General features: G+C 62.8%; 17 protein-coding genes. 5 read left to right on the top strand and 12 right to left on the bottom strand.

What is annotated here, in order from left to right; translation table 11 throughout:
• Window positions 1-129 precede the first annotated feature (129 nt).
• Together J3A72_RS10645 and J3A72_RS10640 are read right to left on the bottom strand one after the other, a co-directional pair.
• Window positions 130-864: an SGNH/GDSL hydrolase family protein gene (locus J3A72_RS10645; protein ID WP_230374585.1), complete on the bottom strand. Its 735-nt coding sequence runs from the start codon at window positions 862-864 to the stop codon at window positions 130-132.
• Window positions 865-961: 97 nt separating this feature from the next.
• Window positions 962-1,927 carry a DUF2268 domain-containing putative Zn-dependent protease gene (locus J3A72_RS10640; protein WP_140222854.1) on the bottom strand — a complete coding sequence of 322 codons (966 nt, stop codon included), beginning with the start codon at window positions 1,925-1,927 and terminating at the stop codon, window positions 962-964.
• Between the two features lie 138 nt (window positions 1,928-2,065).
• Here J3A72_RS10640 and J3A72_RS10635 point away from each other — a divergent pair, with 138 nt between their 5' ends.
• Window positions 2,066-3,049 carry a hypothetical protein gene (locus J3A72_RS10635; RefSeq protein ID WP_075076633.1) on the top strand — a complete coding sequence of 328 codons (984 nt, stop codon included), beginning with the start codon at window positions 2,066-2,068 and terminating at the stop codon, window positions 3,047-3,049.
• Window positions 3,050-3,062: 13 nt separating this feature from the next.
• Here the strand turns inward: J3A72_RS10635 and J3A72_RS10630 are convergent, their stop codons facing one another.
• Window positions 3,063-3,383 carry a hypothetical protein gene (locus tag J3A72_RS10630; protein WP_049442473.1) on the bottom strand — a complete coding sequence of 107 codons (321 nt, stop codon included), beginning with the start codon at window positions 3,381-3,383 and terminating at the stop codon, window positions 3,063-3,065.
• Between the two features lie 198 nt (window positions 3,384-3,581).
• Window positions 3,582-6,044: a prolyl oligopeptidase family serine peptidase gene (locus J3A72_RS10625; RefSeq protein WP_075076607.1), complete on the bottom strand. Its 2,463-nt coding sequence runs from the start codon at window positions 6,042-6,044 to the stop codon at window positions 3,582-3,584.
• Window positions 6,045-6,546: 502 nt separating this feature from the next.
• Between J3A72_RS10625 and J3A72_RS10620 the strand changes: the two genes are divergently transcribed.
• Together J3A72_RS10620 and J3A72_RS23020 are read left to right on the top strand one after the other, a co-directional pair.
• Window positions 6,547-7,008, top strand: a complete 462-nt coding sequence (locus J3A72_RS10620) for a hypothetical protein (protein WP_140222855.1) — start codon at window positions 6,547-6,549, stop codon at window positions 7,006-7,008.
• Between the two features lie 101 nt (window positions 7,009-7,109).
• The gene (locus J3A72_RS23020; RefSeq protein WP_230374583.1) at window positions 7,110-7,637 is read left to right on the top strand and encodes a hypothetical protein; all 528 of its coding nucleotides are present in this window, start codon (window positions 7,110-7,112) and stop codon (window positions 7,635-7,637) included.
• Window positions 7,638-7,691: 54 nt separating this feature from the next.
• On the opposite strand, the gene J3A72_RS10610 is transcribed toward J3A72_RS23020, so the two are convergent.
• A complete protein-coding gene (locus J3A72_RS10610; protein ID WP_049465874.1) occupies window positions 7,692-8,021 on the bottom strand; it encodes a hypothetical protein in 330 nt (109 codons plus the stop codon).
• A gap of 238 nt (window positions 8,022-8,259) precedes the next feature.
• On the opposite strand from J3A72_RS10610, the gene J3A72_RS10605 reads away from it, so the two are divergent.
• Entirely contained in the window at window positions 8,260-9,036 is a 777-nt protein-coding gene (locus J3A72_RS10605; protein ID WP_075076605.1) for a HipA family kinase, read from the top strand.
• The gene (locus tag J3A72_RS10600; RefSeq protein ID WP_075076604.1) at window positions 9,014-9,406 is read left to right on the top strand and encodes a DUF3037 domain-containing protein; all 393 of its coding nucleotides are present in this window, start codon (window positions 9,014-9,016) and stop codon (window positions 9,404-9,406) included. Before J3A72_RS10605 ends, J3A72_RS10600 begins: the two co-directional genes overlap by 23 nt.
• Before the next feature lie 150 nt (window positions 9,407-9,556).
• Here J3A72_RS10600 and J3A72_RS10595 read toward each other — a convergent pair whose 3' ends face one another.
• From J3A72_RS10595 to J3A72_RS10565, 7 genes are all read right to left on the bottom strand, one after another.
• On the bottom strand, window positions 9,557-12,898 hold the full coding sequence (locus J3A72_RS10595; RefSeq protein ID WP_075076603.1) for a metallophosphoesterase: 3,342 nt from the start codon (window positions 12,896-12,898) through the stop codon (window positions 9,557-9,559).
• A gap of 732 nt (window positions 12,899-13,630) precedes the next feature.
• On the bottom strand, window positions 13,631-16,159 hold the full coding sequence (locus J3A72_RS10590; RefSeq protein WP_075076602.1) for a membrane-bound PQQ-dependent dehydrogenase, glucose/quinate/shikimate family: 2,529 nt from the start codon (window positions 16,157-16,159) through the stop codon (window positions 13,631-13,633).
• A 131-nt stretch (window positions 16,160-16,290) separates the two neighbouring features.
• Window positions 16,291-19,017, bottom strand: coding sequence for a DNA gyrase subunit A (gyrA, locus tag J3A72_RS10585; RefSeq protein WP_049442467.1), 2,727 nt, complete (start codon window positions 19,015-19,017; stop codon window positions 16,291-16,293).
• 297 nt (window positions 19,018-19,314) lie between these two features.
• The gene (gene mtnA, locus J3A72_RS10580) at window positions 19,315-20,379 is read right to left on the bottom strand and encodes an S-methyl-5-thioribose-1-phosphate isomerase (RefSeq protein WP_014647652.1); all 1,065 of its coding nucleotides are present in this window, start codon (window positions 20,377-20,379) and stop codon (window positions 19,315-19,317) included.
• Window positions 20,380-20,426: 47 nt separating this feature from the next.
• On the bottom strand, window positions 20,427-21,158 hold the full coding sequence (locus tag J3A72_RS10575) for a DUF3011 domain-containing protein (protein WP_032962032.1): 732 nt from the start codon (window positions 21,156-21,158) through the stop codon (window positions 20,427-20,429).
• A 138-nt stretch (window positions 21,159-21,296) separates the two neighbouring features.
• A complete protein-coding gene (gene epmA / locus J3A72_RS10570) occupies window positions 21,297-22,253 on the bottom strand; it encodes an EF-P lysine aminoacylase EpmA (protein WP_014647654.1) in 957 nt (318 codons plus the stop codon).
• Window positions 22,250-22,735 (bottom strand): GNAT family N-acetyltransferase, encoded by a 486-nt coding sequence (locus J3A72_RS10565; protein WP_010480482.1) that lies wholly within the window; start codon window positions 22,733-22,735, stop codon window positions 22,250-22,252. The genes epmA and J3A72_RS10565 overlap by 4 nt, the downstream gene beginning before the upstream one ends.

The following is a 22,735-nucleotide window of genomic DNA, read 5'->3' as shown; positions in this document are numbered from 1 at the left end:
GCGGCAAAGCCATCCCTGGATTCCCTTCCGCATCACCTACCCCATCGTCCCTGGCGGCCACGCGGCGTGGCCAGCTTCGGCGCCACTGTACCTTGGCGGGCTGGATCCTGTGCAGTGCGGGTACTGTGCCTACTCCAGCGCCATTGCGCGCTTGACCGCCGCCTCGGCCAACGGCGCCATCACCGCATAGCCCTTCGCCGTGGGATGCACGCCGTCGTCGGCCAGCTGCGGATCCAGCCCTCCGGCGGCATTGGCCATCGGCGTGTAGTAGTCCAGATAGACCAGCTGCTTCGCATCGGCATAGCGCTTCAATGCCGCGTTCAATGCGCGCACCTTGGGCGCAGGTGCCGTGCCCGGCAACCACGGGTAATCGCTGACCGGCAGCACCGATGCCAGCACCACGGCAATGCCATGTGCACGAGCCAGGTCCACCATCGCGTGCAGGTTGTCTTCGATCATCGCCTGCGTGGACGGGCCGGTGTTGCCGGCGATGTCGTTGGTGCCAGCCAGGATCACCACCACCTGCGGCTTGAGTGCCAGCACGTCCTGCGGGAAACGCACCAGCATCTGCGCCGTGGTCTGGCCGCTGATCCCGCGATTGAGCCAACCCTTGCCGGGAAAGAACGTCGCGCTGCCCTCCCCGCCCCAGCCTTCGGTGATCGAGTCACCGAAGAGCACCACGCGTGGTTGCCCCGGTACGGCGGCAGGCAGTCGCGCGTTGGCATCGCGGTAACGCTGCAGTTCCGGCCAATCGGCCAGGCGCTGCTGCATGAAGCGCACCTCGTCCGGGCGCAGTCGCTCGACAGGTTCCACCAACAACGGATTGACGGCGGGCACGTCGGCCGCCATCCCATGGGCGCTCATCGCGCTACCGAGGGCAACCGCGGCCAGGCCAGCGGACAAGGAACGCATGGGGTCTCTCCGTTGGATGTCTGCGCCAGTCTAGCGCGCGGCCCCGCGCTCAGCGTGCCGCCGACCGCGCCGCCACGCCGGTCACCTTGGCCGGCATCCACATGCCTGGCGTCCAGCCACTGGCGGCCAGGATCGCCTTCGGGTTGTCCTGCTGGATCAGCGCACGCACCGCGTCACGCTTGTCCTTGGCCTGCAGGTAATAGGCCTTGGCGATGCGATAGCCCACCCAGTAGCCCAGATCATAGGGTTCCTGCGAACCGGGCTTGTAGTTGTACAGCCACGGCGACAGATCGGTGCTGTCCACATCCAGTGCGAAGGCGCTTTCGATATGTACTTCCCGGCCACGGGTCCAGGCCGCGTGGCGACCGTTGCCGACATTGCCGGAAATCAGCTCGCCGATGAACTCGGCGATGCCTTCGCCCAGTGAAACACGCAGCACCGTCGCATGCGGGTCGCCCGGCTCGACGTCGGTCAGGCCGGTCTGCTGGATGTGCACGTACTCGTGCGCGATCACGTGCACGAAGCGGTCCTGCACATTGGGATTCATGAAATCGGCTGCGCACAGCGCTTCCAGGCCGATGATCACCCCGCTCTTGGAGGTCAACCCGACCGGTCGGCCGCGGCCGACCGCGATGGTCACCGGCGGAAACGCGGCCTGCGGATAGATCGCCTGCAGGTTGCCGAACACCTGCACCAGGCGCTGCTTCACCGCCGGCAGCTCTGCAAGGCAACCGCGTCCCTGCGCATACACCCCGGGCTGGCTGGCAATGGCCTCGGCCATACGCTCGGGCGTGACCCGGCGCGCCTTCGCCAGTTCACCCAGGCCCGGACTGCCTTCGGCCAGGTAACCGGCCAGCTGGGCGATGCTGGGCTTGCCGCCGGTGCTGTCGTAGAGCGCGTAGAAGCGGCTGGCATCGGTGGTGAGGATCTGCGGCCCCGGCGGGGTTCCCGCCGACGCCACGCCGACCGCCCCGGCACAGGCCAGGGCAATCAGGCAACGCAGGAAACTGGACATCGCTCCGTCCTTGGTGGAGTGCATGCGAAGCGCGCAATCTATCACTCCGCCCCGGCCACCGCAGCGGGCACATGCAGGCCCTTCGGGGCTGTGCCAGACTCACTCAGGCACCTGCCATGGATGATGGAGCACCGCACGATGATGATCGTTCCCGCGTACTGGGCCGAAGCCCGCCTGCAGGCCCGTTTCCGTGGCCGGCCGATGGTCGTGCGCCGCTTCGGCTGGTCCGACGAGGGGCCTGCCCACGCCCAGGCCCACGCCGACGCACGTGCCCATGAAGCCCTCAACGCCATCATCGCCGGGCAGGTGCTGCCGCGTCGCGAAGTGCGCAGCAACTACGGTGTGGAGGGCGTGCCGATCCGCGAGCAGATCGTACAGCGCGATGGCGATGTCATCATCACCCGCAACAGCTATGGCGCGCTGTGCCTCAACAGCCCCGACGTGCTGTTCGCCGACATCGACCATGCGCAGCCACCGGCTGGATGCGTGATACCGGCCATCGTCGCGGCGGTCGTACTGCTTGCCGGCGCCGTCATCGGCACCGTGCTCTGGCATTGGCTGGTGGGCCTGGTACTGGGCGTGGCGGCAGTGCTGCTGGTCAACGCGGCACTGCTGATGCGGCGGAAGCAGCGCCTGGCCGCTGCCGGCGGTGCTGAAGGGCTTGCGCTGAAGCGCGTGGACGCCTTCAGCGAGCAGCATCCCGATTGGCATCTGCGCGTCTACCGCACCCCGGCGGGGCTGCGCGTGCTGGCGATGCATGCCACGTTCTCACCCGAGGACGAGCAGCTCCAGGCATTCTTCAAGACACTGGGCACCGACACCCTGTACGCGCGCATGTGCCGGCTGCAGCATTGCTTCCGTGCGCGACTGACACCGAAGCCGTGGCGCGTCGGTCTGCGTTATCGCATCAGGCCACCGGTGGCTGCGTGGTCAGCCGAACAGGCCAACAACCCGGACCGGTTGGCCTGGATTGCCGATTACGAAAAGAAGAGTGCCGGCTTCGCCGCCTGCGCCTACCTGCGCAGCTTCGGTGATACCACCCGGGTGCATGCCAAGGCCGAGCATGTGCGTGACCTGCATGACCGGCTGTCACGCGCGCAGGATCGCCTACCGCTGGCGTGAGAGTGGCAGACGCTCAATCAGCGCCCTGCACGAACGGCTGCCCTGCCAAGGTAGTGCCCAGCTGCACCGCGATCTGCTGCCCGCCCTTCTCGAAGATTGTCGCGCACTGCTTTCCGCCCTTCTGGCATCCGACTTCCGGAAAGCCCTCAAGTGACTCGGGGGCGCCCTGTGCCGGACTCGCCTGCCAACCTGCCGCATCCAGCAGGCGCTTGGCCTTGGCATAGGGCATGCCGGCGACGATGCCCAATTGCGTCAGCTCAGCAGGAAACGACTGGGCATGGGCGGTTGAAACCAGGGCCAACGACAACGTTGCAGCAAGGAGAATGGCTTTCATCGCAGTGACCTGAAACGAGCTATCAGGTTCAGCCTAGATCATTTGCGTGGCGTGCGAATGTGCCGGTAACACGCCGTTACCGTGTCTCCACAGTTGATTGCAGAGCACCTCAATCTGTTTACAGGCCAGCGGCAGCCGAGCATGGGCTCGGCTCTACAGGATGCAGGAAGGCCGCTCTGAGGCGGCCTTCCTGTTCCTTCACTTGGCGTTCTTCACGTAGGTATCGAACCAGTTCAGCATTTCCGCCACCAACTGTTCGTTAGATTCCAGCGCGGTGTACCAGTGCGGCTCGTTCGGCAGCATCACCAGCCGGGTGGTGCCGCCGTTGCCGCGGATCGCCTGGTACAGCTTGCGCGACTGGAACGGCTCGGTGCCCGGGTTGGCGTCGTCCTCGCCGTGGACCAGCAGCAGCGGCAGCTTGATCTTGTCGGCATAGAAGAACGGCGAGGCCTTCAGGTACACGTCCTGCGCCTGCCACACCGAGCGACGCTCGTTCTGGAAGCCGAACGGGGTAAAGGTCTTGTTGTACGAACCGCTGGTCGCCACACCGGCCTTGAACAGCTTGGTGTGCGCGATCAGGTTGGCGGTCATCAGGCCGCCGTGGCTGTGGCCGGTCACGCCGATGCGGTTGCGGTCAACCACGCCCATGTCCACGGCCTTGTCCACCGCCGCCTTGGCGTCGGCTTCCAGCTGCTCCAGGTAGGTGTCGTAGGCGTTCTTCGGATCGCCCACGATCGGGAACGAGGCGTTGTCGATGATCGCGTAGCCGGCCAGCAGCATCAGGCGGTACGGCTGCAGGCGGGTGAAGGTCTGCTGCGAACCGGACACCTGCCCCGCCTGCGCGGCGTTGGCGAAGTCGGCCGGATAGGCGTACAGGATCGCCGGCACGCGCTGGCCTTCCTTGTAGCCCGGCGGCGTGTACAGGGTGAACGACAGGTCCACGCCGTCGGCGCGCTTGTAGGTCACCAGCTGCTTCTTGATCTGGCGCACTTCCGGTGTCGGGTCGACCAGCTTGGTCAGTGCGGTCGCGGTGGACGCGAACTGCGCCTCGCCGGCCTTCGCATCAGCCACCGCCTCACCCTGCTGGCGGACGAAGGCATTCGGCGGATCGATCACCGACTGATGCCAGGTCAGGTAGCGGCCCGGCGTGTTGCTGAAACCGAGGAACTGTTCGTAGGCGTCTGCACTGCTGCGGAACAGGCGCTCGCTCTTCAACGTGGCCAGGTCGAGGCGGTCGAGGAACGGACGGTCGCCCTGCGGCGAGGCACCGCGGCCGCTGAGGAACACATGGTTGCCCTCACGGCGCACCACCTGCGCGCCATTCGGCAGGCGGGTGAAGACCAGATTGCCAGGGTTGCCGTACAGCTCATCGCTGGACATGTCCCACAGCAGGCGGCCTTCCTTCTTCGGCTGGCCCACATCGACGATGCGGGTCTGCATCCAGTGACGATTCTCGTCGTTCTCGTACTGGAAGGCCACGGCCGGATCGGCGGTCCACGCGAAGCCTTCGAAGCGCTGCGCGGTGCGGGTGATTTCGGTCGGCTTGCCGTTGAACGGCGCCTTCAGCATCAGCACGCGATCGCGATGCGGCACGTTGACCTTCCAGTCGCCCTTGTCCAGCGCTTCGGCGTAGACCAGGGTAGCCGGATCGGTGGCGCGCCAGTCGAAACCGCGCGGGCCTTCCGGCACGCCGTGCACCGGCACGCGGTCGGCCAGCGGGAGGCTGGCGATCGGCGTGCTGCGGCCACTGCTGATATCCAGCACGGCCACGTCGTTGGCGAAACGCTGGTAGGTCACCGCGTGCGAATACGGTGCCTTGATCGATTCAGTCAGCACGTGCACGCCATCGGGCGCGGCGCTGACTTCGTTGAACAGTGCCGGCTGCCCGACCGGGCGCACGCTGCCTGCGGCGGTATCTACCACGGCCAACTGCGAGGCACCGTAGTAAGCGAACAGCTTTTCCTCGTGCACGCTGGTCAGCGTGTCGCGGGCCTCATAGGTGCTGCTCTCGCCACTGCTGCCCAGCGACTCCTGTGCATCCGGGCCGGTCGGTACGCCGCCGTTGGACGGTGCCGGGTCCTGGTTGGCCGGTACCAGTTTCACCAGCAGGTTCTGGCTGCCGCCCAGCCACTGCACGGTGTAGCCGAAGATCGGGTTCAGCTGCACGTTCGGCACCTGCTTCACCTGCCCGGTGGCCGCATCGCCCACCCACAGCTGCACGCTGGTATCGACCGCATTCTGGAAGGCGAAATGGCTGCCATCGGCCGACCACAGCGCGCCGGTGGCGCAGCCCTGCGGCAGGTTGACCTTGGTCTCCTTGCCACTGCCGATGTCGACCAGGGTGAAGTCGGCCACGCAGGCCGGAATGCCGTAGCCACCCGGGGTGTCATGGCGGCTGCGGTTCTTCGGCTCCAGCCGCACGCCGGCCAGCTTCAGGTAGGGCTGGGCCACGCGGCTGATCGAGGGGTAGGTCTGCGCGGTGGTCAGCAGCAGGCGCTGGCCACCCGGGGCCACGTTCGGCGCCGGCGGTGGCGGTGCCTTCAGCACCTTGAGCAGGTGTTCCGGCGGCTTGGCGTAGTCGGCCAAGGCCGGGCCAGCGGCCAACAGGCCGACGGTGGCAACGGCAACAGCCGCCGCCAGAGAGGTTCGACGGATCAGCATCCTTATCCCCTGGGTGTGAATGGGTACCCGGAATCGGGCATGGACCCGAATCTAGCACTGCAAGGGTTGTCGTGAATGGGCCGGAAGGACTAGTGGCCGGATGGGGCAAAGTGTGGTCCGAAGCGCAGCCTCCCCGCTTGTCAACAGCCAGCCGCAGAGCGCGCTAAGCCTTTCGGGCCAAGGATTCCAGCGAATTTCGGCTCTGTCCGCGCAAATTGCCGTTCGAGTCAACAATGGGCTGTGAGTCTGCACGGCGCCTAAAATTGGAAACGCGCCCCACCCAACCCGTGATTCATGATCCTGCGCAAATTCCATCTATACCTGAACCCAGACGAGCATTGGGACGATCTGATTTCAGATTTCGGGTTTCCGTTGGATACCGCATTCGGTTCAGAACCAGATATATCTGCAACCGTCTGGAGCGCCACCTCAAGAAGCTGCGATTCAGAACAACTGGCTTCAACAAGATCTGCATTCAAGGATCAAAGCTGGAAACCGAAGCGTGGGCCATACTAAGGCGTCAATGCCGTTGTTCCGCGGTCTTCATTTGACGCCAGCCGGTACGCCGCTTAACGACCACAGCAGGCATGAACTTTACATCTCAATGATCTTGGACGGAATCTCCAGCCTCGCGAAACACCAGACCATTCCCATTTCGAAGATCCTCAACGGGATCGCCGAATTCAGGGCCGGCGGGTACAAGAACGAATGGGTCCATCAATCCAAGTACCGCCGCATTGATCGTCTTCGGGCAACGGTCAACTATAGCCTCACACCAAACAGCTTCACATTGATATTGGGCATCAGCAAGGACGGACATACCGCGCTGAGGGAGGTCATGCTGGAATGCCTGCCGGACGAAATCACTTTCTCCCATCGACTTGGCAGCCTTGAGCGGTGCGAGGACACGATCACAGTCCGCCAGAAGGATGGGACGATCCTCTGTCGCTCTACAAGCATATGAATCCCTCAAATCCAGCCAAAAGGTCGACAGGTACCATCAGATGGAAGCCTGGGCAGCATGTCGTACTCAAGCTGAGGGACGGTCTATTCACGATTGCGCAGATGCGCAACAGACCAGTAATGCGCTTTTTCGATGTCTGCTCAAGTGAAGATTCTTGGGATTCCCCTGACTTGAGCCAATATCGTCCATTGTTCCAAGTGTTCGTCGGAACGGTGGTCCACCAACGACTGGCAATGCGGAAGATAGCCATTGGTACCCGTTGCCTGATTGAGCTTCCCAACTACTGGATTCGCCCCTACAGCTCAATGGATCGGCAGTATTTCACGGGTTCCGCCGACAGCCTATTCTCTGGCGGACGGCTGATCGATCTAGGACCCGGGAATGATCTTGATGTCACACAAGCTCCCGTAATCAAGCACAGCCTCTCAGTCGACGAAGACCGGGAAGCGATCGAAGCGTTCGAGCTGACCAACATGTGGGGGAGTGACGACCTCCAGGACAGGCTTGTTCGACATTTCACCACCGGGATAGATCGGGACGATCTCAAATTTGAGATCTTTCCCGATCTTTGGCCCGATCGTCAGGCATTGAGCCCGCTAACCCGCAGATTGCCCGAACGGCTGCGCTAGCTGAGTTCGGTTCCGGCAGGGCAATCCGTTGCACCTGCCAGGCATGGCCTGGCACTACTGCTGGGCATGCAGGTCCCAGGTGGCCAGGTAGTCCGGGTCGACCACGATCATGCCGCTACTGCGCATGCAGTACTCCCCCGGTTCGGCAGGGAGGTAGTGGTCGAGCATCGGCGGCAGATAGCGCTCATGGCCGTCATTCTCGTCCGCCAGCACCACGCCTTCGTCGGCGCTGATGCGCAGCACGGTACCGGCGTACTGCTCCAGCCCCTGCACCTGGCCGTCACCGCCATAGCGGGTGACGCCCACCAGCACCACCTTGCCGATCATTTCCTCGACCTTGGCATCGTCCAAGGGCGGCAGCATGGGAGTGAATTCATCGCTCATCGGTGCACCTCCGTAGCCTGCTGGACATCGTGGATGAGGTTTCCGCTTCGCAGTGCGCGCATTGCTGGCGGCGGGGCACCTGCCCTGCCTGAACTACCCGCATGGGGAGCGCCAGCACGCCCTGAACCCGAGGGTTCGTGACACCGATGCTGCCACCACAGACGGAACGGACAGGTGAAGGCCGAGCCTGCCCGATCGGGCCGCCGGGTTGCCCCTGCACCCACGCTAGAATGCAGGCATGCGCACCGTACATGCCCTCCGCTACATCACCCCGTTACGCGAAGGCGGCTCCCTGCCCGCCGTGGTCGAGACCGACGACGACGGCATGGCCGTGCTGAAATTCCGTGGAGCCGGCCAAGGCCCGAAGGCGTTGATCGCCGAGCTGATCGCCGGCGAGATGGCACGCACGCTGGGCCTGCCGATTCCGGAAATCCTGTTCGTCGAGCTGGACCGCGAGTTCGCCCGCACCGAGCCCGACCCGGAAATCCAGGAGCTGATCCGCGCCAGCGAGGGCCTGAACCTGGGCCTGGACTATCTGCCCGGTGCGATCAATTACGACCCGGCCGCGATGCCGGTGGATGCCGAGCTGGCCTCGCGCATCGTCTGGTTCGATGCATTCACCAGCAACGTCGATCGCACCACCCGCAACCCCAACCTGATGGTATGGCATCGCAAGCTGTACCTGATCGACCACGGTGCGGCCATGTACTTCCACCACGACTGGGCCAGCGCCGGCGATGCCTGCGAGAAGCCGTTCGTGCTGATCCGCGACCACGTGCTGCTGTCGTTCGCCAGCCGCATTGCCGAGGTGGACGCAGAACTGGCTGCGTGCCTGACCGATGCCGAAATCGAGCGCATCGTTGGCCTGGTGCCGGACAGCTGGCTGGTGGACGAACCGGCGTTCGACAGCCCACGGGCCTATCGCCAGGGCTATATCGACTATCTCAAGCACCGCCTGAAAGTGCGTGCGGTGTTCGTGCAGGAGGCCATCCGTGCCCACGCTGCACACGTATGACTATGCGGTCATCCGCGTCGTGCCGCGGGTGGAACGCGAGGAATTCATCAACGTCGGGGTGATCGTCTCCTGCCCTGGCGCGCGCCATCTGGAGGCGGCCATCGAAATCGATCCTGAGCGCCTGCGTGCCTTCGCGCCGGCGCTGGACCAGGACGCGCTGCAGCCATGGCTGGATGCAATCGTGGCCATCTGCCGTGGCGACGCCAGCGCCGGACCCATCGCAAAGCTGCCCGCGCGCGCCCGCTTTCATTTCCTCACCGCCAAGCGCAGCTCGGTTGTGCAGATGTCGAGCACGCATGTCGGCCGCACTGCGGACCCGGCGGGTGTGGTGGAACACTTGATGACGAAGATGGTGCGGGTACCGGCGTAACCGGCACCCGCCCATTCACATCGTGCGCCCGAAGGCGGTTAATCTACCGAAACCATCAGAGATGGCGCTTTCGGTAGATAGCAATGCGCCCAAATCGCCGCGAAGTTCAAATTACATTCCACGACTCATATCTGCGATACCACGCCGACCCTACAATGTTCGTCCGTCATTATTGACCTGGATCGCACGCTCACCGAGCACGACTGCAATTCGAACGACCAGATACGCTTTATTCTTATCAAATACCGAATTTGTCCCCACAACCATATTACTAGCCCCTGCGGACAGCAATTCAAGATACTTCACCTCCTTAACCTCCTCCCCAGTCAATCGCCATATGAATGAACTGTGCCTAAATAGATTAAGCAAGTTTCCGTAGTCACCATCTCGTTCAAACATATTCCACAGCGCGGAATGACATCTCTCAAACATAGCTAGGAGCCGCTCGCTGTAGAGGTAGTAATAGCAATCAATGAGAAGATCCCGCTCCTCCAACGTGAACCACTCGGCAGCGCCCTCCAGCCCTGCCAACTGAACAATGATTCTCGCTCTAGTATAGAAATCAACCCCATCACTTTCTTTGAGGGCATCTCGCAAAATTGCACGAGCCTCTGCGGAGTCCTTCATATCCCCAGCGAGATCGATTCTAATATTACTGCAAATCGTGTACTGCTTAGCCTTCTGAGCAACCGCCAGCATTCTCTGCAGCTCTACAATGCGATCCTGCTCATCCTCAACCATGTTAGCGAGAATGGCCCTAGCGTGATTCGCGCTAGCAGACTTGGGAGAGATAGGAATCAATGACTTAGCGAGCTTTCCAGAATCTTCAAACCGCCCCAATCGCTTGTAGCAAAGTGCCATGTGGAGCTCTGTGCTTTGACGATCTCGTTTACTCAGCGCATTCCTATCAACTTTCTCGAACTCGCGAATCGCAGCATCCGAGTTTCCCGACATCCGGAGCGACTCAGCGTAAAGCCTCCGAATGAAGTTCAGATCGTCTGTATAGTCAGATTCGTCACAGAGCACTGACAGCAGGTCTTCACAGAGCGAGGCCGCAGACCTGAAGTGGTTTCCACTGTGCAAGCTTTCGACAAGTGCAATAGAGAGCCTTACGGCGGAGGAAGTCTCAAAAGAATCCTTCGACTCCAATGCCCGACAAACCGCACGAAAGGAAAGAACGCTGACATTTTGAATTTCATAGCCATCGCAATTTGCCTCACGAACACTTCTAGCAGCTTGTGAACCTGATATATCACCCATCGACCATGATTCACCAAAATATAACTCAAGGGCCTTTCGATCAATACTTTTAGCCTCAGCCTGCCCGATACTCTCTCTAATGTAATCCCTAACCACCTTTGGGACCACCAGGACCTTCTCCATAGAGTCCTCGAGCCCCCCAGCTGATATTGATCTAGGCTTTATAAGCGAACGATCAAGAAGCTCGATCGCATGCCTTGTATGGATGGGATCTACGCCAAAGAATCGCTTCATTCGAGCAATCCGCTCTCCCTGCGGAAGCGCCGAGAGGGCAAGGAGCAAGTTATATGCCCTCTTCTCCTGCCTCTCTTCAGACAACCTGAGCTCCGCAACGGTCTCGACCAATGCAGAGGGAGCTTCTACGTTCGCTATAACTGTTGAAGCCAGATCCGGATTAGAGGGGACAAGATCTCCTAGGGACCCAACCTCAAGTTCTTTGAGAGTTGAATTTATACGGTCGGGGAATCCGTCGGTATGCCGCATGACACGCGAAACCACCTCCGATCTTATCTGATCACCGTCGCCAAACTCGCTGCACCTGAGGTACACGGCCAAGTCAGCCTCATCCAAAGGTTTCAGCTCACTCACACCAAAACTGGAGGATCGAGGGAAATTCCTGCCAAGCAGAATTACGTATGATTCAGGAGCAAAATCCGAAAATGCTTGAGCAAGAGCTTCCACGTCAAGCTGAACTCGCCGCCCCTCGTCCTCCGTTCTTCCGGGATCAATATCGCTAAAAATGACAAGCGACGGGCCAGAGTCTGCTATAGCGTCGGATATAGACTGAAAAGAGGCCCCTAAGTTCTGCTGTATTGAATCAAGAAAATCGCCCCGACTCTCATATGCGGAAAAATCCAGCAGATAGCCCGATCCCGAGCCAACTAGACCATGCTCTATACAGGCATAGAACTCTTCGTGCCCAAGACCCCAATCTGATACGAGCCAAGTAATTCTTCGGGCCCTTAAGCAATCAATGACAGCCTTTTGTTCCAGACGCCGGACTGACAAATGAGCTCTACCCGGCAACATCGATCGTCGAACCTTAGCCAAGTCGAAAGGCCGCACCCCAAGTGTTGGAACTAAGTTGGCATTATCGGAACTCAAGACAGATGCATCCGGAGATAGCTTGGAACTTCCACCCGATTCACGATCACTCAAATCAATCCTAAAGCTACTTGTCCTCTCATCAATATCCAGCGAGGTATCTGGAACGAACTTAACATCGCCACCAGACATTTCCCGAAGTATCCTTGGCCACGACTCGAAGAATCGAGATTGATCGTGCTTAATGGCACCGGCGCTATAACCTTGAACCCTGGAAATCCGCCCTTCCCCGCCCTCCAGTCCGAACAGGGACGAAGCCTGCACTGTCTGTCGCTGCTTTGAACCGCCATATCGAACACTCGCGACGTTATGCTCATGCATATGACCATATAGATGCAGATCAAAACGCCCCGCCGGACAAATATCTCGATTCCACGAATCTCTCGCCTGCTCATGCAGCCAATCGACGGGATGATGAGTGACCAATATGCTTGCAGCGCTCGCGGACAACCATTCGTCCACATTCCCCCCCACCAATCCAATTAACTGCAATGCATCCACATTGAGCTTACCCTTGAAATTCCCCCCGGCCACTTGAAGCCAGGCAGAATTCAGGGTGACCAGATTGGCCGTCCCATGCTCACTAGAATGCAAGTACGCGCAATCGCCTGGAAAAGCCCCCCGTAATTCCGGCTGGGCATGAACGCCTGATTTGATTGAGGACTGGAGCCATGCGGAGTACGGACCGAACATTTCTGCAATAAAATCCGAATACTGCCTCCCCTCCTCCTGCAAAAGGCAGCCCTGAAGCTCCTCAGAATTCCAATACTGTTTCAACGCCAGCGCCTCGGATCTAATGGCTGCTGGACGAACCAAGTCGTGGTTTCCCGGCACAGATATCAGCTTCGGACGAGACCCGACCTCGGCCTCAACACATGAGATGAATTCAGATATCTCCGAGTCAAATGAATCAAATTGCTCAGGCGTCCCAGCCTGCGTCATATCCCCCGAAAAAATCACATAATCAACCGGACCTACATTTCCCAGAAGATACTTCAAATCCTCTTTGAGACGAGTGGACGAACGCCCCCATAAGCGCCGCTGCTCTTTCATCCCAATATGGGCATCACTCAAATGAATCCAACTCAGAACCGAACTCTTATCTCGCGCGCGAAATTCCTTACTCATATCCCCGCTTCCATGTCAAATACTATGAATTAATTGTACAGTGGCCATCTCATGCTGAGCTTAGAGAACAGATGTCGTAGACTTCAGACGATCGTTCGGAAAGCTGATCCCTTGACGAGCACTTTAGAAGTTCCTGACCACCTCTGGCAATCCCTTCCCGCCCCCCCCTGTGACCAACAAGTAGCATTGTGCTTGTCTCCAGTTGTGGAAAGGCGAGTCGATGGGCAACACCGTCAGCCTTTTCATGAGCACAGCCAACAGCACTGCCGCCAACTTGGGGATACAAGTACATAGTTCGATGGATTTCACTCGTATGTTCGCCTGATTCAGAATTTACCTACAGCGAGAGAAGCGCCCGAATTCTCGCGCTTGAACCAATCCAACATGCACAGCGCCAACTGATATCAAACGCCAAATGGCGAGAGTAAGAACATGAAGAATTGGCCCCAGCCGCTGGCAGTTCATTGCAGGACTTGTAGGCTAATAGTGAAGAAGTCATTGCGGGCCTGAGACTCGACTAATACGCAAGTTGCTCGCACCTCTTGCAAATGCTCGATCCTCGCTTTCGCAATCGCTTTGAATGGGCCATATGCAAACCAAAGCTTGGTGTGTTCGCCTCTTCTCGACCACCCGTTTGGGCGAACCCAATATTTCGCATTAGTTCAGCAGTATCGCGGCCTTCTTCTCACGAACTGGCAGTGATGACGACTTAGTGTTCTCATTCAAATTCTGCTACTTCGGCAACGCAAACGCCATCACGTAATCGCCCTTCGGCGTTTCCATGAAATGGTGGCCGCCGGCCATGATCACCACGTACTGGCGCCCGCCCTGCGCGTACACCATCGGATTGGCCTGACCACCCGCGGGCAGCGCCGCATGCCACAGCTCCTTGCCGGTCTTCAGGTCGATGGCGCGCAGCAGGTCGTCGGTGGCGGCGGCGATGAAGATCAGGCCGCTGGCGGTGACTACCGAACCGCCATTGTTCGGCGTGCCGATCTCGATGGGCAGGCCCGAACGGATGCCGAATGGTCCGTTGCCGCGCGCACTGCCGAACGGACGGTCCCACAGCAGCTTGCCGGTGCGCAGGTCGATGGCCCGGATGCCGCCATAGGGTGGCTGCTTGCACAGCAGACCAGTGAACGGCAGGCGCCAACCGGCGTTTACCTGGATGGCGTAGGGCGTGCCCACCTGTGGGTCGCCCGCGCCTTCGGCGCCGCCCTTGTCGAACCGGACCTTCTCGCGTGGCAGCCAGCCCAGCCTGTCGGCCTCGGCGCGTGGCACCAGCCGGTTGTAGTTGGGCATGTCGTTGTAGTTGGCCACGATCACGCCGCGGCGCGTATCGATGGACACACTTCCCCAATCCGAACCGCCGTTGTAGCCGGGATATTCGATGGAATGGCGATCACTGCTCGGCGGGGTGTAGAAGCCTTCGTAGTACGCCTTGCGGAACTGGATGCGGCAGATCAGCTGGTCGACCGGGGTGATGCCCCACATGTCGCGCTCGGTCAGGTCATGCTGCCGGCGCAGCGTGTGATACAGCGAGAACAGCTGCGTGGGTGAGCGTTGTTCCGGTTCGACACCGCCGACCGGCACCCTGCGCTCTTCGGCGGCGGTCAGCAGCTGGCCGTTGCGGCGGTCAAGGATGTAGAGATCACCCTGCTTGGTCGGCAGCAGGAGCGCCGGCACCTTGCCAGCCGCCGTCGGGTAATCGATCAGGCTGGCCTGCGAACCCAGGTCGTAGTCCCACACATCCTTGCGCACCGCCTGGAAATGCCAGGCCGGCTTGCCGGTGGCCACATCGATCGCCACCAGCGACGTCGCATAGCGGTTCTGGTTTTCCGTGCGTGAGCCACTCCAGTAATCGCCAGCGGAATTGCCCAGCGGCAGATAGACCAGCCCCAGCGCCTCATCACCGGTCGCGGTGGTCCACATGTTCGGCGTGCCGCGCGTGTAGGTCTGCTCATGCGGCGGCAGGCCGCTGCGTTCGGGCTGGTCCATGTCCCACGCCCAGCGCAGCTTGCCGGTGATCGCATCGTAGGCCTGGATCACGCCCGACGGCGCGTCGCGGCGCTGACCATCCAGCACCTGGTGGCCGGTGACGATCACCCCGCGCACGATGGCCGGTGGCGAGGTGATCGACACATAGCCCGCTGGCACCTCGCCCATGCCCAGAGTGATGTCGACCTGGCCGTTGTTGCCGAAATTCGCACAGGGGCGGCCACTGTCGGCATCCACCGCGATGATGCGCCCGTCCAGCGTGCCCTCGATGATGCGCGCCCAGCATGCCGGACGACTGCCCGGTGCAGCGCTGCGGGTGGCACTGGGCGGCGGTTCCGGCAACGCCAGATCAGCAGCGGCATCGGCCAATGCGGCATCGGCGAGGATCGGCGTGGCCGGTTGCTCGTAATAACTCACGCCACGGCAGGCGGCGGTGTATGGAATCGAAGCGTCCTTTACCTTCGGATCGAACCGCCACACTTCCTTGCCGCTGGCCGCATCCAGTGCAATCAGGCGGTTGCGGGCGGTGCACAGGTACAGACGGTCGCCGATCTTCAGTGGCGTGGTTTCCGCACCCCAGCGCTTCTTCGGCATATCGCCGGTGCGGAACTGCCAGGCCAGCTGCAGCGTGGCCACGTTGGCCGGGGTGATCTGCTGCAGCGGCGAATAGCGGGTGGCGGCATTGCTGCGCCCCCACGCCGGCCAGTCCCCTTCGGCAGGCTGGTCGGCCGGCTGCAGGCCGGTGGTGTCGCGGGTCGGTTCCAGCCCGACGCTGGCCGCGCCTTCCGGGAACGGCTGGTGCCCGTCCACTTCGCCGTGCGGCGCGAACGCCAATCCGAAGGCAGCGACGAACACCAGCATCAGCACGCCGGCCACGCTGCGCGACAGGCGCCTGGAAACCGGTTGGTGGAGGGTGGGCGCCAGCAGCGCCAGCACGATGCCAAGCGCGGTCACCAGGCCGAGCCGCGGTACCCAGCGCCAGTAGTCGCTGCCCGACTCCCACCAGGTCCACAACAGCGTACCGGCGAACACCAGCGCATACAGCAGCGCGCCGCTGCGGCGATTGCCGAACAACAGGAGGCCACTGGCCAGCAGGCCGGCCCCGGCGATGGCGTAGTACGCCGAGCCGCCCAGGCTGAGCAACCACGCGCCGAGCCCGCCGATGACCAGGCCGAGCAGGACCAGCAGCAGCGACAGCACGGTAACAAGAGGATGCCGGGAGGCGCGGACGGGAGCAGGAGCGGACGGCGGCGTGGCGGACATCGTCGATCTCCGGGGGCAGCATGCGCCGTTATCCCACCGCCGACGTGAAGCGCGCGCGTATGTGCGGCATCCGGATACGACGACGCCGGCACAGGGCCGGCGTCGTCGCGTAGCTCAACCTTGCGGCAGGATCACTCCTGCGCGGCGTCCTCGCTGCTGGAAGCCGCCGGGGCGCCATCGGTCGTGGTCGCGGCCGGGGCCGGGCCAGGCACTGCCACCTCATCCTCGTCCTCGTCGATCGAGGCATCCATGCGCTCCACCGCCTGCAGCTTCTCGTCCTTGGACAGGCGGATCAGGGTCACGCCCTGGGTGTTGCGGCCGACGCGGCTGATTTCCGAGCCACGCGTACGCACCAGGGTGCCACCATCGGAGATCAGCAGGACTTCGTCGCTGGAGCCCATCAGCACTGCGGCGACCAGCTTGCCGTTGCGCTCGGTGGTCTGGATGCCGATCACGCCCTGCGTACCACGGCCCTTGCGCGGGTAGTCCGGCAGCGGAGTGCGCTTGCCGTAGCCGTTCTCGGTGGCGGTAAGGATGTACTGAACGCTGGCGTCGTCGGCGCCGTCGATCACCGCGTCGCCATTGGCAGCGGCTTCCTCGACACCGCTGTCGTCCTCGTTCTCGTCCTCGCTGCCACCGGCACTTTCGGCCACGATCAGGCTGACCACTTCCTCGCCGGCCGGCATCTTGATGCCGCGCACGCCGGTGGCAGTACGGCCCATCGAGCGGACCTTGTCCTCACCGAAGCGCACGGTCTTGCCGTTGGAGGCGAACAGCAGGATGTCGCGCTGGCCGTCGGTCAAGCCGACGCCGACCAGCGCATCGCCCTCGTCCAGGTTGATCGCGATCTTGCCGCGGGCCAGGCGGAAGGCGAACTCGCTCAGCGGGGTCTTCTTGACCGTACCGTTCTTCGTGGCGAAGAACACGAACTGGCCATCGGCGTACTCGCGCACCGGCAGCACGGCCTGCACGCGTTCGCCCGGCTCCAGCGGGATCCAGTTGATGATCGGACGGCCGCGGGCGTTGGAACCGGCTTCGGGCAGCTGGTAGACCGGCAGCCAGAACACCTTGCCCGAGCTGGTGAAGGTCAGCAGCGTGTCGTGCGTGTTGACCAGCCACAGCTGTTCGATGAAATCCTCTTCCTTGGTCGCCGCCGCGCTGCGGCCACGGCCACCACGGCGCTGTGCGCGGTATACGCTCACCGGCTGCCGCTTCACGTAACCGGCATGCGACACGGTAACCACCACGTCTTCCGGCGCGATCAGGTCGAGGATGTCCAGGTCTTCTTCGCTGTGGCGGATTTCGGTACGACGTTCGTCGCCGAATTCGGCCTTGACGTTGACCAGCTCCTCGCGGATCACCTGCAGCAGGCGGTCGGGATCTTCCAGAATGTGGATCAGCCCGGCGATCACTTCCAGCAGCTGCTTGTACTCGTCGGTCAGGCGGTCCTGCTCCAGCCCGGTCAGGCGGTGCAGCCGCATTTCCAGGATCTGGGTGGCCTGGATCTCGGTCAGCTGGTAGCCGCCCTCGATCAGGCCCACGCCCTTGGGCAGGTCTTCCGGACGGGAGGCCTCGGCACCGGCCGCACCCAGCATCGCACCGACCAGGCCCGGCTCCCACACGCGGGCCAGCATGCGCTCGCGGGCTTCGTTCGGGTTCGGCGAGGTCTTGATCAGTTCGATCATCTCGTCGATGTTGGCCAACGCAACGGTCAGGCCTTCCAGCACGTGGGCACGGGCGCGCGCCTTGCGCAGCTCGAACACGGTGCGGCGGGTGACCACTTCGCGACGGTGGCGGACGAACGCCTCCAGCATCTGCTTGAGGTTCATCAACTGCGGGCGGCCATCGACCAGCGCCACCATGTTGATGCCGAACACCGATTCCATCTGCGTCTGCTGGTACAGGTTGTTCAGCACAACCTCGGCAGATTCACCGCGCTTGATCTCGATGTAGATGCGCATGCCGTCCTTGTCGGACTCATCGCGCAGCTCGCTGATGCCTTCGATCTTCTTTTCCTTGACCAGCTCGGCGATCTTCTCGATCAGACGCGCCTTGTTCACCTGGTAAGGAATTTCAGTGACGATGATCGATTCGCGGCCGTTGTCGGCCACTTCGATATCGGCCTTGGCACGGATGCGCACGCGGCCACGGCCGGTGCGGTAGCCGGCGACGATGCCGGCAGTGCCGTTGATGATGCCGGCAGTCGGGAAATCCGGGCCCGGGATGTATTCCATCAGGCCGTCGACATCGATGTCCGGGTTGTCGATCAGCGCGATGCAGGCGTTGATCGATTCGCTCAGGTTGTGCGGCGGAATGTTGGTCGCCATGCCCACCGCGATGCCAGCCGAACCATTGACCAGCAGGTTCGGGAACCGGGTCGGCATGACCGTCGGCTCCAGTTCCTTCTCATCGTAGTTGGGCTGGAAATCGACGGTTTCCTTGTCGATGTCCGCCATCAGCTCATGCGCCAGGCGCGACATGCGCGCCTCGGTGTATCGCATTGCTGCAGCGGAGTCGCCGTCGATCGAACCGAAGTTACCCTGGCCGTCGACCAGCATGTAGCGCAGCGAGAACGGCTGTGCCAAGCGCACCAGCGTGTCGTACACCGACTGATCGCCATGCGGGTGGTACTTACCGATGACGTCACCGACGATACGCGCCGACTTGAAGTAGGGCTTGTTGCTGTGCGCGTTGAGTTCGTTCATCGCGTACAGCACGCGGCGATGCACCGGCTTGAGGCCGTCGCGCGCATCCGGCAGCGCGCGGCCCACGATCACGCTCATGGCGTAATCGAGGTAGCTCTTGCGCATCTCGTCTTCCAGGTTGACCTGGATGATTTCCTTGGCGGTTTCTGCCATTCGGGTTCCGTTGTCTGGTAGCGGTCCAGTCCGGCGCAGCCCTCTGCGGGAGGGGGTCGCGCCGGAACCTCGATTCAACCTGTGGATACTACCACAACAGGCCGTTTTCCGCCTCCCTTTACGGGGATTTTACCGGCACAAATCAGGAACTTAGGGCCCCATACCGCCCCTGTAGAGCCGAGCCCATGCTCGGCTGCGCGAAATCAGTAGATCCGCGCCGTGCGTGGATGAGGCCTGCCTGGGGTCAGAGCCCTTTCCTGCGAAAAGGGGTCCGACCCCGGGACCTTCCTGCCCGCCTCAGCCGCCGAAGGCGGTGCGCATGTTCCCGGCGGTCGGGTTCAGGATGACCCCGCGCTCGGTCACGATGGCGTCGATCAGCTCGCCCGGGGTGACGTCGAACACCGGGTTCCAGGCAGCAATGCCCTCGGCGACGGTACGGGTACCCCCCACGCCGTACAGCTCACCCGGGTCGCGCTGCTCGATCTCGATCTGGCTGCCGTCCACGGTCTCCATGTCCACGGTCGAGGACGGAGCGACCACCATGAACTTGACCCCGTGGTGGCGGGCGGCGATGGCCAGCTGGTAGGTGCCGATCTTGTTGGCGGTATCGCCATTGGCGCAGATGCGGTCCGCGCCCACGATCACCCATTGCACGGCGCCGGTCTTCATCAGGTGCGAGGCAGCCGAATCGGCGATCAGGGTGGCATCGATGCCGTCCTGCTGCAGTTCCCACACGGTCAGGCGTGCCCCCTGCAGCCACGGCCGGGTTTCGCCGGCGAACACGCGGGCGATGCGGTGCTGGGCCATGCCGGCGCGGATCACGCCCAGCGCGGTACCGAACCCCGCAGTGGCCAGCGAGCCGGTATTGCAGTGGGTCAGCACGCCGCTGCCAGCCTCGATCAGGCCCGCGCCCAGTGCACCCATGTGGCGGTTGGCGGCCAGGTCTTCCTCGGCGATGGCCTGCGCTTCCGATTCCAGCAACGCCTTCCAGTCGGCGCCGGCGGCGTTCAGGCAACGGCGCATGCGCGCCAGCGCCCAGGCCAGGTTGACCGCAGTCGGGCGCGACGCATTGAGGCGCTGCAGGGCCGGTTCCAGCTGCTGCAGGGCGTGCGCACCATCGGCGGCCTGCACCTCGCGTGCAGCCAGCACGACACCCCAGGCAGCGGCAATGCCGATCGCCGGCGCGCCACGCACGGTCAATGCGTGGATCGCGCTGGCAACCTCGTCGCTGTCATGGCAGACCACGTGCTCGACCACGAACGGCAGCTTGCGCTGGTCCAGCAGTTGCAGGGCATCGCCGGTCCACAGGATCGGGCGGATGTGGTCGTAACGGGCGTAGTCGATGTCAGAGGCAGTGTTCATGGGCCCATTGTAGGGCCACGCCCCGCAGGGTTGGAGCCTGCCCGGGCTCAATTCACCGAGAATTCGGCGCGGCAGCCGCCGTCCACCCAGATCCCGTTGCGGCTCCAGCCCCAGGTACTGCCTTCCTCGCAGGGCGTGCTGGACAGCTGCTCGGAGACCACGGCGCCAACCGAGATGCTGGCACCGCAGAAGCGCCGCTTCTTCGACTTCGATTCGCAGGTCAGGCGGCGCGGCATGTCGACGAAGCGGCCATCGTCATCGGCCACTTCGAAGTCACCCTGGCAGCCACGGCTGGTCCAGACTTCATTGCGCTTGTAGCCCCAGCCCTGCCCTTCGCGGCACGGCAACACCGACAACTGGCGCAGCAGGCGCACCGGCGCGCCATCGAGTCGTACCGGGCAACTCTGCGGACGGCCATTGGATTCGCAGCGCACCACACGGCGCACCAGGCGCTTGCCCGAGCTGCCAGCCGGCGGCGCCGCGCCCGCTGCGCGCCGGGCGCGGAACTCGGCACGGCAGCCCAGGGTGACCCACACACCACTGCGGTCAGTGCCCCACTCGCTGCCGCGGATGCAGCTGTTGCTGGACAGCTGGCGCACCAGGTCGACGCCGTTGGCAACCTCGATATCGCAGTGCACCCAACCCATGTCGCGTGATTCGCAGGTCACCACTTCATCGTCGTAGCCCACCTGCTGGGCCGACGCCGGCGACGGCAGCCAGGCACCCCAGAGCGCAATGGAGTACACCGGTGCAGCGACAACCGCGAACCACTTGACCAAAGCCTTCCCCAGCAGGAATGGATGAACTGGATGCCAGTGTCCGGCATTGGCCGTGATAAGAGCATCATCGTGCTTACCGACGCAAGCGCACCGAACCCGCGTTTCGTTCAGCCTGCGATGTTCAGCAACACGCGGGGATCACGCGTGGGCGAAGTCGTAGGCCAGCACATCGGCGATGCGTGGCGTGCGGTTCATCGCCATCAACAGGCGATCGACACCCACCGCCACGCCGGCACAGGCAGGCATCGACGGCAACGCCGACAACAGTGCCTCGTCCACGGCCGGCTGCACCTGTCCACGTTCGTGGCGGCGCTGCTGGTCACGCTGGAACCGGGCGCGCTGCTCGTGGGCGTCGTTCAGTTCGTGATAGCCGTTGGCCAGCTCCACTGCACCCAGGTACAGCTCGAAACGCTCGGCCAGCGGCGGCGTGCCCGGACGGATGCGGGCCAGCGCGGCCTGGCTGGCCGGCCAGTCATGCACCACGGTCATCACCGCGTCATCGAACTGCGGCTGGATGTGGTGGGTCATCAACAGGTCCAGCCAGTCATCACGGGTCAACCCGACCGGGTCGATGTGCACGTCGCCAAGTGCAACACGCAGCGCGGCTTCATCGGCCTCGAACGGATCCAGGCCCACGTGCTGCTGGAACAGCTCGCGGTAACTCAACACACGCAGCGTTGCACGGCGTCCGACCAGGGCCAGCGCCTGGCCGACCAACTCGGCGGTTTCCTCCATCAACCGGTGGTGGTCCCAGCCGACCCGATACCACTCCAGCATGGTGAATTCCGGGTTGTGGCGGCCACCGGCCTCGCCGTTGCGGAACACCCGGCCCAGTTCGTAGCAGTCGCCCACACCGGCCGCCAGCAGGCGCTTGAGCGGATATTCCGGCGAAGTGCGCAGCCAGCGACGACGGCCACCGGCATCGACATGGCCGGTGAAATCGGTATGGAAGCTGTCGATGTTCGGCTCGGTGTTGCCTGCCACCGACAGGATCGGCGTTTCCACCTCCAGCACATCGCGCTCGGCGAAGAAGCGGCGCACCAGCGCGTTGAGCGTGGCGCGCTGCTGCAGCGCGCGCAGCAGGGCCTCGCTCACAGGATGCCCTCCGGGCGCGGATGGTCGAGCGGCAGGGTCAGCAGATCGCGGGTGTCGTCGATGTAACCGCTGGCCAGGTACAGGCGGCGGGCCAGTTCGTTGTGGTGGTTCACCTCCAGGCGCAGGCGGCTGACACCACGCCCGCGAGCGCGCTGTTCACAGATGGCCAGCGCCTGCTTGCCGCGACCACGACCGCGCGCGCGATGACTCAGGTACAGCTCGTCCAGCAGCATGAAGTGGCCGCCCTGCTCCAGGCTGAAGCCCATCGCGATCACCGCGTAGCCGACCACCTCGCCGGCCTCGTCCAGCCACAGCAGCACTTCGCCATTGCGCGGATCGGCCAGCAGCGCGTCCACGCCGCGACGCACGCGCGCGTCATCGAAGTCGATCCTGTCTTCGGCGTAGAACTCGCGCATCAACGCGATCAACAGTTCTTCGTCGGCACGGGTGGCCAGGCGGAAATCCAGCGGGGCGGTCTGCAT

The organism is Stenotrophomonas sp. PvP093 (genome assembly GCF_017876915.1).
GTDB lineage: Bacteria > Pseudomonadota > Gammaproteobacteria > Xanthomonadales > Xanthomonadaceae > Stenotrophomonas > Stenotrophomonas muris.
Note: the sequence above shows the minus strand (reverse complement) of the source record. Positions and strands in the feature narration are given on the sequence as shown.